Consider the following 12,420-nt stretch of genomic DNA (forward strand, 5'->3'; position numbering starts at 1 on the left):
CCATTGGATATACCTGCTCCCTTTGCCTACCCGATCGGATGATTTCCATTGAGCAGATCCATTGGCCTAAGGGCTGGCACGTATGGTGCTTAACGAATGGTCAGTGAGCGACGGACCTCTTCGGAGGCTGGCGACACACGATTTGAACAGGTGACCGCTCTCGAGTGGTCCCGGCACCCAGGGTCGAAGCTTCCCCCCTCTTTGGCCCGTGGGTGTGTTCTTTTAGAGGCTACGTTGGAAGCAGCACTGCGCTTCGGGCCGCGGTTCCCCCCCTCCTCGGCCCGGAGCGTGACCTCTTCCAGAGCCTTCGTAGGGTTCCCACAGGGGTGTGGGGAAACAGGGCGGGGCGCATCGCGGGTTGGGGATGATTCCTCAACCCTCAGCCCGCGATGCGCATCTGCTTTGCCCCCAGCACCGTCGGCAGCGGCCCGTAGGCCATGGAGCGCTCGATGACGTTGCGCAGCTCGCGCACGTTGCCGGGCCAGGAGTGGGCCATCAGCGTCGCCAGGGCATCCGGTCCCAGCCTTGGCGGTGTCTGCCCCTCGGGCGTGAGCTGACGGACGAAGTGCCTGGCCAGCGCCACCACGTCCTCGCGGCGCTCGCGCAGCGGCGGCACTCGCACCGGCACCACTTGCAACCGGTAGTAGAGGTCCTCGCGGAAGCGGCCCTCGCGCACCAGCTGGCTCAAGTCACGGTGCGTGGCCGCCACCACGCGCACATCCACCTCGACCGGCCGCGTCTCGCCCAGGGGGAACACCTCCCCGTTCTCCAGCACGCGCAGGAGCTTGGGCTGCACGTCCAGCGGCAGCTCGCCAATCTCGTCCAGGAAGAGGGTGCCGCCGTGGGCCGCGCGCAGCACTCCCGGGTGGTCCGATGCCGCGCCGGTGAAGGAGCCGCGCCGGTAGCCGAACAGCTGTCCCTCGAAGAGCTCCTTGGGGACTGCGGCGCAGTTGAAGGCGACGTAGGGGCGCTGCGAGCGGGTGGACAGCACGTGCAGCGCTCGCGCGACGACTTCCTTTCCCGCGCCGGATTCGCCGGTGACGATGACGGTGGAGCGGCTGGCGGACAGGCGCGCCAGCTCCACGCGCATCCGCTTCATGGAGGGCGAGGCGGCGATGAAGCCCGGCAGCTCCGCGTCCCGGGCCGTCTCCTCCGCCGGAGACTCGTTGGGGCCTGGCGCCTCCACGTCGACTGCCGCGAAGCCGCGCAGGGTCGCCACCTCCAGCGCGAAGCCGCCCAGCCGTGACAGCGCGGTGAGCAGCGCGCGGCCATCCGCGGGCAGGGGCCCGGCGACGCCCAGCCTCAGCCTGCGTCCGCAGCCGTCACCGAACTCCACTTCGTCCGTGCTCGGCACGGTGCCCAGCCCCGCCAGCAGGGTGATGCGGCCCTGGGAGTCCACTTCCTCCAGGCGCGGCGCGCAGCCGGGGAACAGGCCCTCCAGCACGCCCAGCAGCTCACGCTGGATGAGGGGCGCACCCATGCCGCGCACGGACAGCCGCTCGAAGGGCACCACCAGCGCCTCCGCGCCCAGTCGCGTCGCGGGAGTGCTGTCGGTGCCCGGAGCGCTCGCGCTGGGGGGACGCACCGAGGGGGGAATGAAGTTGGGCGGCGGCGTCATGCCGCCCAGGCGGCGCAGCTCCGCCTCGCTGGCGGCGAGCAGTTCGTCGGCGGCGGGGTCTCCCTCGTGCTTCGCCAGCCACGCCAGGAGGTTGCGCGTGTAGGCCGCCATGCACACGTCGCCGGAGAGGCGGAACGTGCCCAGCGATGCCTCCAGCAGCTCGCGGGCCTCGCGGGTGCGACCCTCCAGCACCAGCAACAAGGCCTCGAAACGGTGCAGCAGCGCCGAGTGCCACGCGGACGGCATCCGCTCCAGGAAGGCGCGCGTGCGGCGCAGCACCACGCGGCCCTCCTCGCGGTGGCCCGCGTAGACGCGCGCGGCCGTCTCGTACAGCAGGCACTCGCGACGCAGGTAGGGCCAGCCACCCAGCTCCATGCTTCGCGCACCGGCGGCGGCGAAGCCCGCGGCGGCGTGCTCGGCGGGGCCGCTGGAGAGGTCCGCCATGGCCTCCACGAAGAGGGCATAGGCTCCGGTGAGGGAGCGCTGGATGGAGCCGTCATACGCGGACAGCTTCGCCGCCAGCCGGCGCAGCTCCGCGGGCTTGCTCGTCGTCAGCCACAGCCGCGCGCGTGTCACCGCGAGGTGCAGCGGCGTCCAGCTCAGCTCGGCCACCACCGCGTCGGCCTCGTCCAACACCGCTTCGGCTTCCGTGAAGCGGGCCAGGCGCAGGAGCGCCTCGGCCTCCGCGCGCGCGGCGAAGATGAAGGAGAAGCCCCGCGCCATGCGTCCGCCGTACGCGGCCTCGCGCGTGCGGCGCACCAGCAGGAGCGCCTCTTCCGGCTCGCACGCCTCATCCAGGCGGCGCTGCGCGAGGAAGGCGAGGTTGCGCGCCTCCAGGAAGGCATAGCCCAGCCGCGCCGCGCCCTGTGCCACCTCGCGGAAGCGCCGCGTGGCCTGCGTGGCCTCGCCCCGGATGGCCTCCTCGTGCGCGCAGATGTCCTCGGCCAGCAGGCGCAGCGCCGGGTCCGTCACGCCCGCGAGCGCTTCCGCCACGCGGCCGGAGTAGCGCGCCACCCGCTCGGCTTCACCCAGGTAGAAGGCGCCCGCCATCTGCGCCATGCGCAACAGGCAGCGCGCGTCCGCGTCCGGATGCTCCGCCATCAACGCCTCGGCGCGAGCGACGTGCGCATCGGACCTGGTGGCGTCGAACAGCTTGCCGTCCGGTGACGCGTAGAGGTTGGCCGCGAGCGCGTGGACCTGCAGCTCCACCCACTCCGGCAACAGGCCCGTCTCGGCCTCGCCCAGGTGCGGCAGCAGCGTGGCGAAGGCGCCCCGGCTGTCCTCGCGTCCCCAGCGTTGAAGGTGGGCGAGTCCCACCGCCGCCAGGGCCCGTGCGCCCGGCGTCTTCAACACGCCCGAGGCTCCCAGCTCCAGCAGCTCCTCCTCCGCCGCGCGCCACTCCGCCCGCTTCAGGCGCTCCAGACAGGGCTGGAGCCGGACGCTCTCCTCGGGACGCAGGGGCTGACGGGACAGGGAGGGGAGCCGGGACACACCAGACAGGCCACCGGCGTCCAGCAGCTGGCGCAGCGACTGGGCCACCCGACCTCGGGGCTTGCGCGCCTGGGGCGCCGACTCCGGCAGCTCCCAGCGGTACACGGTGAGCGGGGTGACACCGAGCATGCGGGCGAAGGCAGCACGACTGTGCCCTCCACGCAGGGCGCGGATGGCGTCAGGGCCCAACTCCCCGCGCTCCCCCTTTTCCTCCATGCTCTCCACGACACCGAACCCCTTGTGCCCCCCGCGGACGCAATCTCATGGGCCTTTTCCAGGGAGAATGCAAACGATTGAGCATTTCCCCGGATTAGCCCCGAAGTCTCACCCTCCCTCGTCGCGAGGTGAAGTCGTTATCGTACCGTGTGCCCCGCATTCCTGAGTCACCTCCGCCTCCCTCCCCGCAGCTTCAGGACGAGCGCCTGCGCAGGTTGGAGGGTGCCCTGTCGGAAGGGCGTGCTCGCGAGGATGCGGCCGTGGAGGCGTGGGTCCGGAAGACGGGTCGCCTGCCTCCTCGCAAGGTGCGACGGCAGTGGGAGAAGCAGTGGCGGAAGGAGGCCCGGCGGGCCGCGAGCAACGCGGTGCGGACCCGGCGTTCCTCCCAGCGCTCCAGGGACCCGGGGAAGGCCGCGGCCTTCATCGCGGTGGCGACCACGTGCCTGTTCCTGGCGATGGGGCAGCCCCGGCGGTTGTGGTGGCTCGTCTTCGTGGCGCTGGGCTTCTTCCTCGTCGCGGCGAAGTACCTGAAGCGCCCTTCGGAAGAACCGGGGCCCCGGTTGCCGGAGCAGGCACCGGAGAAGCAGGCCGAGGTCTCAGGAGCCTCCGAGGACCCGAGGACGGCCCGGGTGGACGCGTTGTGCTCGCGATTGCTCGCGGAGTTGGGCCAGGGGCCCGCGGTGCTGCGCGAGGTGGTGCATGCGCCGGAGCGCACGGTGGAGGCGCTGCGCCAGGGGTGTCACGCGCTGGCGCGCCGGGAGCGGGAGCTGCGAGCGCTTGCGACGCCAGAGGAGGCGCGTCGGCTGGAGGAGGAGCGTCAGGCCCTGGCGGCGCGGGTGGAGGCGGAGAAGGACGCGGTGGTGCGCGAGCGGCTGCGAGGCGCGCTGACGGCGCTCGACGCCCAGCGGGAACAGCGCGCGGAGCTGGCCACGGCGGCGGACCGCCTGGAGGCCGAGCACACGCGGCTCTACTACACGCTGGAGGGGCTGTACGCGCAGGTGCTGCGGGTGCGCTCGGCGGACGCGGCCGGCGAGGACATCGCCGGGTTGGGCCTGCGCCAGAGCGTGGAGCAACTGGGCTCTGAAGTGGAGGCCGTGACGCAGGCGCTGGAGGAGGTCCACCGCCCGCCCGATGACCGGGTGCGCACGCGCTGAGGGTTACTCGCTGAGGGCGCGGCCCTTGGGCGACGACTCGCCTCCGGACGTGCTGGCCACGCGCACCGTCTTGGCGTTGAGGAACTCGTGGATGCCCAGGTCGGCCAGCTCGCGCCCGTGGCCGGAGTTCTTCACGCCGCCGAAGGGCAGCCGCGCGTCCGAGACGACCATCTCGTTGACGAACACCATGCCCGCCTCGACGCCGTCGATGAACTGGCGCTGCTCCGCCGCGTCCTTCGTCCACACGCTGGCGCCCAGGCCGAAGGGCGTCGCGTTGGCCAGCTCGATGGCGTGTTTCACGTCGCGCGCGCGCAGCAGCGTGGCCACCGGGCCGAACAGCTCGTCATGGAAGGCGGGCGCGTTGGCAGGCGGGTCCGCGAGCACGGTGGGCGGGTAGAAGTTCCCCGGACGCTCCAGCGGCTTGCCGCCGAGCAGCAGGCGCGCCCCGGCCTTCACGCTCTCCTCCACCTGCGCGTGCAGGCCCTTGAGGATGCCCTCCGTCGCCAGGGGGCCCACGTCCGTCTTCGGGTCCGTGGGGTCGCCCACGGTGACGCGCTTCATGCGCTCCACGAAGCGGCGCTCGAACTCGGCGGCGATGGGCTCGGCGACGATGAAGCGCTTGGCGGCGATGCAGGACTGGCCGTTGTTGATGAGGCGCGCGGACACCGCGGTCTCCACGGCCCTGGCCAGGTCCGCGCTGGGCATGACGATGAACGGGTCGCTGCCGCCCAGCTCCAGCACCACCTTCTTGAGCGACCTGCCCGCGGACGCCCCCACCGAGCGGCCCGCGGCCTCGCTGCCGGTGAGCGTCACGGCCCGCACGCGCGGGTCCTCGATGACGCGACTCACGTCCGCCGTCTCGATGAGCAGCGTCTGGAAGGAGCCGGCCGGGAAGCCCGCTTGCAGGAAGACCTCCTCCAGCGCGAGCGCGCACTGGGGGACGTTGTGCGCGTGCTTGAGCAGGCCCACGTTGCCCGCCATCAGCGCGGGGGCGGCGAAGCGCACCACCTGCCAGAAGGGGAAGTTCCACGGCATGATGGCCAGCACCGGGCCCAGTGGCTGGTAGCGGACGAAGGCGGTGTCGCCGCCCACTTCGATGGGCCGGTCCTTGAGCAGCCCCTCCGCCTTGGCCACGTAGTAGCGGCAGGCGGTGGCGCACTTGCGAGCCTCGGCCTTCGCGGCCTCCAGCGGCTTGCCCATCTCCTCCGTCATGATGCGGCCGAAGCGCTCCGCCTCCGCGTCCAGCAACTCCGCGGCGCGGCGCATCCATCGGGCGCGCTCGGCGAAGGACGTCTGGCGATAGTCGCGGAACGTGTCCGCGGACAGCTGGAGCTTCAACTCCAGCTCGGCCGGGGTGAGGGCGTTGAACGTGCGCAGCGTCTTGCCCGTCGTCGGGTCGATGGTGGCGATGGCCATGGGAAGCTCCTTCCGGGGGCCCTGTGATAGCAGCCGGATGCGTCCGGACAATGCCTCGCTGGAGGGAGCGTCAGGCCCCGCACGCGCCCGCCTCCCTCATTCCTGATATGCGACAGAGTCGCTCCGCTCCGCCATGCCCCAGCTCCTGGTCCTCCCCGACGGCCGCCGTCTCCCGCTGGACAAGCCCGTCGTCTCCGTGGGCTCTGATGCCACCTGCGACGCCGTGCTCAGCGCGCCCGGTGTGAAGCCGAGCCACGCGCTGTTGTTCCGCGATGCGCGAGGCTGGAGCGTGTCCCCGGCGGGCAAGGGCTGCGACATCAAGGTCCGAGGCAAGCGCGTGGACCTGGCGCCGCTGGAACCCGGGGACCGCTTCCGCGTGGGCACGGTGGAGCTGGAGCTTGTCGACGCGGTGGAGCCCGTCGCACGCGACGCGGCGGAGGTGGTGCCTCGGCGGGATGGTCGGCTGGTGGCGGTGCTGGCGGAGCTGTCCTCACGGCTGCTCGTGCAGCGCCCTCCGCTGGAGCTGCTGGAGGTGGCGATGCGGGGGCTCACCGACGTGGTGGGCGCGGACGTGGGCTTCCTCGTCACCGCGGACTCTCGCGAGGGGCCCCGGCGCGTGCTGTGCGCCACGGGCACCAGCCCCGATGCGGCGGTGGTGGACAGCCTGGTGGACCGGGTGTTGACGTCCGGCGCGCCGGTGCGGGTGGCGGACGTGGAAGCGGACGCGGCGCTGGCGAGGGCGCCGAGCCTGGAGGCCCTGCGGCTGGGCTCCGCGCTGGTGGTGCCGCTGCGCGTGGAGTCGGTGCCGCTGTCGGTGGTGTACCTGGGGCGCCGACTCGGTGCGCCGGCCTTCTCGTCGGTGGAGCTGGAGGAGGCCATGGCGCTCTGCGCGCTGACGGCGCTGCTGCTGTCGACCCGGCGCGAACTGACGGAGCTGCGCGCGCAGGTGGACGGCCTCACCCGTCGCATCGAAGCCGCGACCTTCGAAGGACTCATCGGCGAGTCCCCGGCGATGCGCGCGCTCTACCGTCAGGTGGAGCGACTGGGTCCCACCCCACTCAACGTCCTCATCGAAGGCGAGACGGGGACAGGCAAGGAGCTGGTGGCGCGGGCGCTCCATCGGCGCAGCGGGCGGCGTGGACGGCTGGTGGCCATCAACTGCGCGGCGCTGCCGGAGAGCCTCATCGAGCGCGAGCTGTTCGGCCACGCGCGTGGCGCCTTCACCGGCGCGGGCTCGGAGCGGGCGGGACTGGTGGAGGCGGCCGACGGAGGCACCCTCTTCCTGGATGAGATTGGGGACATGCCGCTGTCGCTCCAGACGCGTCTCTTGCGCGTGGTGCAGGAGCGCGAGGTGACGAGGTTGGGTGAGCACCAGCCGCGCAAGGTGGACGTGCGCGTGGTGTCGGCGACGCACGTGGCGCTGGAGGAGGCGGTGCGACGCGGCGGTTTCCGCGCGGACCTGCGCTTCCGGCTGGAGGAGGTGCGAGTGGATGTGCCGCCGCTGCGGGAGCGCGGTGACGACGTGTTGCTCATCGCCCACCACGTGCTGACGCAGGAGTCGCGCAAGGCGCGAGGCTTCACGCAGAAGGCCACGGAGGCGCTGCGTGGCCATCCCTTTCCCGGCAATGTGCGGGAGCTGGCGTCCCGGGTGCGTCGCGCGGCGGTGCTGGCGACGGACGAGCTGCTGAGGCCCGAGGACCTGGAGCTGGGCGGTGACGCCACGCCGATGGTTCCCCTGGAGGACGCGCGGGAGGCGTTCGTCCAGCGCTACGTGCGCGAGGCGATTGCCCGCTGTGGCGGCAGCAAGAAGGACGCGGCGGCGGCGCTGGGCATCGGTCTGCGCTCGCTGTTCCGCTACCTGGGCGAAGGGGACTGACAGGCCGCCTCCTCGGGAGGCCCTGTCCGCGTGCCAGTCCTGGCACGTTTCCCCCGGCGCCGGGTCCTCCGAGGGCCAGGGCCGTCATGCAACCCCGTGGAATCGGGGCGATTCGGTGTCTCGCGAGGCCGCGGCACGCCCGTTGCGATGGGGGTCGTCATCGCACGCTGGCGGAGGGCCGCCACGGTGCAACCGAACCTCGGGGAGACGAACATGAAGCATTTCGCGATGGGGCTGTTCCTGGCAATGGCGGTCGTGGGCTGTGGCAGCACGAAGGACGATGACGGCGGGGGGCCCGACGAGAACCCCAGCGAGCAGAGTGGCGCGCTGTGCAGCGCGAGCAAGTCCTGTCCCTCCGGGCAGTTCTGCTTCAACGGCCTGTGTGCGCTTGGCTGTCAGTCGAACGCCAACTGCGCGGCGGACCAGTACTGCGACGCCGAGGACACGGGCACCCTGGCCTCCTACTGCAAGAGCAAGAACGTGCCGACGTGCACCTCCAACAGCCAGTGCCTGAGCAACCAGGTCTGCATCGAGGGCCTGTGCAGTCTGGCGCCCCCGGCCAACCCGCCTTCGTGCAACCCGGAGACGAGCGACTTCAAGGATGGCTGCGACAACTACTCCGTCTGTCTGGACCCGGATGACGACGGCTCGCGGCAGCCGTACTGCGCCAGCTTCGCGCCGTGCGCCGAGGACGGTGCGTGCCCCACGGGTCTGGGCGGCGCGGTGTGCAACGACGGCTACCTGGCCAACAAGGGCCGCTTCTGCATGCAGGGGATTTGCCGTGACAACTCGAACTGCCCCTCGTCGTGGAGCTGCGTGAAGCCCTTCACGGGCGCGGTCCTCGGTTTCTGCAGCCCGGGTGCCTTCGGCTTCCCGTGCTCTGAGAACGCGCACTGCAAGAGCGGCCAGTGCTTCTCCGCGCCGGGCGTCCTCGGCACCTGCATGTAGCGAGCGGAAGCGGCCCTGTGTTCCCGCGTCGGGAGCACGGGGCCCTTCGGTGTGGGGGGCTGCGCTTCGAGCCTCCCTCCGCGTAGAGTCGACCGGGCCTTGGTGATGCGCCGCCTCCTCCTGCTCTTATTGCTGCCCGCGCTCGTGTTGCTCGTCGCGCCGGGCTGTCCGCTCGACATCCGCATCCGCTGCGACGAGTCCCAGGGTTGTTCCCAGGGACAGGTCTGTGTGCGGGGTGGCTGTGAGCCCGTGGACTCGGAGCGGGTGGGGGAGGCCTGTGGCGCGGATTCGGAGTGTGGCGCGGGCCTGTCCTGTGGCCTGGGCTTTCCGGGCGGGTATTGCCTGCGGGAGTGCTCCGAGGCGCGGGACTGTCCGCGAGGCACCGTGTGCGCGACGGAGCTGGGGCAGTGCCTGCGGGCCTGTGGCGAGGACTGTGCTCGTCCGGGGTACGGCTGTGGCGCGGTGCCCCAGGCTGCCGAGCCGCTGACTGCATGTGTGCCGGTGACGATGTCCGGGGACGGAGGCTGCACGGGCACGGGGTGCGAGGTGCCGGATGCGGGCTGTACGGGCACGGGGTGTGGGACGCCGGACGCGGGGTGTTCGAGCACGGTGGCGGTGGGCGGCGCGTGCTCGCGGGCGTGTGAGTGCGCGGATTCGGCCGCGGCCTGCGAGGACTCGAAGTGCACCCTGACGTGTGCGTCGGACTTCACGTGTCGGGCTGGGCGACGGTGCTCGAACGCCGAGTGTGTCGTGGGGCCTCGACTGGGGGAGGCGTGCGTGGACTCGTTCGAATGTCCCACCTTCGCGGGGTGTCCGAGGGAGCGGCTGCGGTGCGAGGAGAAGTGCAACCCGAATGCGGGGGGCGGCCTCTGCGAGCCGGGCTACCAGTGCGCTCCGGATGGGCTTTGCGTGCAGGCATGCTCGGGCACGCCGGCGTCGGTGGGGGAGGTCTGCGAGAACTCGATGGACTGCTCGCCGTGTAGCGTGTGCCTGTCGTCGGGGGCGGCCTTGCGGTGTCGGCAGCCCTGCCGGCTGGACCGGGATTGTCCTGGGGGCGCGGTGGGAGCCTGCGAGCAGGCGGGGGACACGAAGGCCTGTCGGTTGTCGCTGTAATCCCCGAGTTGCTCGCGGGGGCCCGCTCCCCGAGAATGCCCGGGTGATGACGGGTGAGGTGCTTGCGGGCCGCTACCGACTCGATCGGGAGTTGGGGCGTGGGGGAATGGCCACGGTCTTCCTGGCCACGGACCTGCGGCTGTCGCGCCCGGTGGCATTGAAGCGGATGCACCCGGGAGGCGGCACGGGTCGCGCGGAGCGCTTCCGCAGGGAGGCGGAGCTTGCGGCTTCCCTCCATCATCCCAACGTCCTGGAGGTCCACGACTACGGCGAGGATGGCGCCCATGGTCCGTTCCTCGTCTGCGAGTGGGTGCGGGGCGAGGACCTGCGCGCGCTGGCGGGGAGGCTTTCGCCGGTGCCGCCCGAGGCGGTGATGGTGCTGGGTTGGGAGCTTGCCCGGGCGCTGGCGGCGGCGCATGCGCGCGGCATCGTCCACCGCGACGTGAAGCCGGACAACGTGCTGGTGGCGGAGGGAGGGCCGCTGAAGCTGGCGGACTTCGGCCTCGCCGCGCTGGAGGACCAGGAGCGACTCACGAGTACCGGCGCGGTGACGGGCTCGCTGCCGTACATGGCGCCCGAGCGCATCGACACGGGCGCGTACTCGCCCGCCTCGGATGTGTATGCGGTGGGCGTCATCTTGTTCGAGCTGTGCTCGGGCACGACGCCGCATGCGGGCAAGGGCGCGGCGCATCTGGCCGCGTCGGTGATGACGAAGGAGGCGCCGTCGCTGACAGAGGTGGTGCCGGGAACGCCCGAGCCGCTGGCATCGCTGGTGGCGCGGTGTCTGGCGAAGGACGCGCGGGACAGGCCGCGTGACGGGGCCGTGCTCGCGTCGGAGTTGGAGGAGTTGCTCCAGCGCGGGGTGGGACCGCCCGCGGATGTGGCTCGGGAGTTTTTCGGGAACCCGGTGGCAGGTGTCACGAAGTGGCGCAGGGCGCGCTTCGAGCGGTTGCTGGGGGAAGGGCGCGGACTGCTGGCGCGCGGAGAGGGCGCGCGGGCCGCGAAGGTGCTCAACGCCGCGCTGGTGCTGGAGCCGACTTCCGCCGAGGTGGTGGCGCTGTTGCGCGAGCGGCCGAGGCGCTCCGGGTGGCGGACCGGCGCCGCGAGCGTGGGGCTCGTGCTCTGCGCGGCGGTGGGGTGGGGTGGATGGACGCTCGCTCGACGGAGCGGGGTTGAGTCCTCCGGCGTGGAGGTGGCGAGCGTTACCGAGCCTTCGAGCGAAACCCTCACGGCCGAACGAGAGAAGTCCGCCCAACGGGCCGGTGATGACCCCGCGGTGGGGACGCCCGAGGGCGTCGGGAGAGAGACGCCCTCGCGTGGCGTGGAGTCTCCGTCAGGGCAGGTGTCCCCGGAGCAGGGGCCCGTTGATGGCTCCTCCGCTTCCGCCGCCGCGCCGCCTGGTGCTCCCTCGAGTGATGAGGTGCCTGCGCCGAACTCAGACCGCCAGATACGGGATGCCTGGCGAGCACGGGGACGTTCGGCGGAAGTGGCTTCGGCGAAGTCCGTGCCGACGAGACGTTCGACGACGGGGGAGGCCGCTGATGCCTCCCAGTTCCCTGTGCCGACGAAAAGCCCGGACATGGGAACCACCGGCTCTGATGCCTCTCCGTCCCCGGGGCCGACGACGAGCGTGGAAGTGGGAGCCCCCGTCCCCGCGCGTCCCGCCGTGCTGAAGGTGACGGCGCGCCCGTGGGCGGAGGTGTTCGTGAATGGCGAGAGTCGAGGCTACACGCCTCGCGTGCGTGAACTCTCGCTGCCAGCGGGGACCTACCAGTTGCGCTTCGTCAACTCCCTGTGTGACGAGGTCAGCCTGGAGGTGACGCTCGCTTCCGGGGAGACGGTGACGCGCGATGTGGTGTTGTCATTGCGCAAGGCGGAGGTGTTCATCCTCGCTCCCGAGGGTGCGCGACTCTTCGTGGACGGCCGGGAGGTGGGCGTCGCGCCCCTCTCGGGTCCGGTGGCGGTCGAGCATGGGCGACACACGGTGACGGCGCGCCGCGCGGGTGCGCCTCCCTTGCAGCGAGAGGTGGACGTGGTCGCGGGTCGTCGTCTCGAAGTGGCGCTGGACGTGACGCCGTGATGAGCGCGGCCCTGGTGATGATGGTGCTCGCGGCGTCTCCGCTCGACGGCGCGCGCGGTGCCTACCAGTCCGGCGAGCTGCCTCGGGCCCGCGCCGAGCTGGAGTCCCTGCTCTATCCGCTGCGGCTCGATGGGGACGTGCTGGAGGCGGAGGCGCACCTGCTGCTCGCGGCCACCTTCCACGCGCAAGAAGAGCTCGCCCGCGCGGAGGACGAGGTGGTGCGAGGGCTGGCCGTGCACGGTGACGCGGTGTTGGATCCGCTGCTGTATCCGCCGGACTTCCTTGCGTTCGTGGAGCATGCGCGCGCCCAGAATCAGACGCGCATCGCGGAGCTGAGCGCGGAGCGGCGTCCTCGGCTGCTCCCGCCTCCGACGCCCATCGTCGACCCCGTGCAACGGGTCGAGGTGCCCGCCTCGCCGACGCTGACTCGAGCCTGGTATCTGGCGCCCTTTGGCGTGGGGCACTTCAAGCACGGGCGCTCGGGGATGGGGGCGGCGCTGGCGGTGAC

At 71.7% G+C, this 12,420-nt stretch carries 8 protein-coding genes; 6 read left to right on the forward strand and 2 right to left on the reverse strand.

Features of this window, described 5'->3' with window-relative positions:
- Positions 1-379: 379 nt before the first annotated feature.
- Positions 380-3,334, reverse strand: coding sequence for a sigma-54 dependent transcriptional regulator (locus HR086_RS38210; protein ID WP_174468093.1), 2,955 nt, complete (start codon positions 3,332-3,334; stop codon positions 380-382).
- Positions 3,335-3,474: 140 nt separating this feature from the next.
- On the opposite strand from HR086_RS38210, the gene HR086_RS38215 reads away from it, so the two are divergent.
- Complete coding sequence (locus tag HR086_RS38215; protein ID WP_373564407.1) at positions 3,475-4,479, forward strand: hypothetical protein; 1,005 nt, start codon at positions 3,475-3,477, stop codon at positions 4,477-4,479.
- A gap of 3 nt (positions 4,480-4,482) precedes the next feature.
- On the opposite strand, the gene HR086_RS38220 is transcribed toward HR086_RS38215, so the two are convergent.
- On the reverse strand, positions 4,483-5,895 hold the full coding sequence (locus tag HR086_RS38220) for an NAD-dependent succinate-semialdehyde dehydrogenase (RefSeq protein WP_174468094.1): 1,413 nt from the start codon (positions 5,893-5,895) through the stop codon (positions 4,483-4,485).
- Positions 5,896-6,028: 133 nt separating this feature from the next.
- On the opposite strand from HR086_RS38220, the gene HR086_RS38225 reads away from it, so the two are divergent.
- The 5 genes from HR086_RS38225 to HR086_RS38245 form a co-directional block, all read left to right on the forward strand.
- Entirely contained in the window at positions 6,029-7,771 is a 1,743-nt protein-coding gene (locus HR086_RS38225) for a sigma 54-interacting transcriptional regulator (protein ID WP_174468095.1), read from the forward strand.
- 213 nt (positions 7,772-7,984) lie between these two features.
- Positions 7,985-8,719, forward strand: a complete 735-nt coding sequence (locus HR086_RS38230) for a Dickkopf N-terminal cysteine-rich domain-containing protein (RefSeq protein WP_174468096.1) — start codon at positions 7,985-7,987, stop codon at positions 8,717-8,719.
- 105 nt (positions 8,720-8,824) lie between these two features.
- A complete protein-coding gene (locus tag HR086_RS48920; protein ID WP_254626627.1) occupies positions 8,825-9,832 on the forward strand; it encodes a hypothetical protein in 1,008 nt (335 codons plus the stop codon).
- A 106-nt stretch (positions 9,833-9,938) separates the two neighbouring features.
- Positions 9,939-11,912 carry a protein kinase gene (locus HR086_RS38240; RefSeq protein ID WP_254626628.1) on the forward strand — a complete coding sequence of 658 codons (1,974 nt, stop codon included), beginning with the start codon at positions 9,939-9,941 and terminating at the stop codon, positions 11,910-11,912.
- Positions 11,912-12,420 (forward strand): hypothetical protein (locus HR086_RS38245; RefSeq protein ID WP_217442112.1); only part of this gene is annotated, 509 nt, incomplete at its 3' end. The genes HR086_RS38240 and HR086_RS38245, both read left to right, overlap by 1 nt.

It is taken from the genome of Myxococcus sp. CA039A (assembly GCF_013336645.1).
Lineage (GTDB): Bacteria > Myxococcota > Myxococcia > Myxococcales > Myxococcaceae > Myxococcus > Myxococcus llanfairpwllgwyngyllgogerychwyrndrobwllllantysiliogogogochensis.

What these genes read in the sequence shown, in the direction of transcription:
- HR086_RS38240 (WP_254626628.1), top strand. Translation starts at nt 9,939, where the DNA reads ATGGCCACGGTCTTCCTGGCCACGGACCTGCGGCTGTCGCGCCCGGTG.
- HR086_RS38220 (WP_174468094.1), bottom strand. Translation starts at nt 5,895, where the DNA reads ATGGCCATCGCCACCATCGACCCGACGACGGGCAAGACGCTGCGCACG.
- HR086_RS48920 (WP_254626627.1), top strand. Translation starts at nt 8,825, where the DNA reads ATGCGCCGCCTCCTCCTGCTCTTATTGCTGCCCGCGCTCGTGTTGCTC.
- HR086_RS38230 (WP_174468096.1), top strand. Translation starts at nt 7,985, where the DNA reads ATGAAGCATTTCGCGATGGGGCTGTTCCTGGCAATGGCGGTCGTGGGC.
- HR086_RS38225 (WP_174468095.1), top strand. Translation starts at nt 6,029, where the DNA reads ATGCCCCAGCTCCTGGTCCTCCCCGACGGCCGCCGTCTCCCGCTGGAC.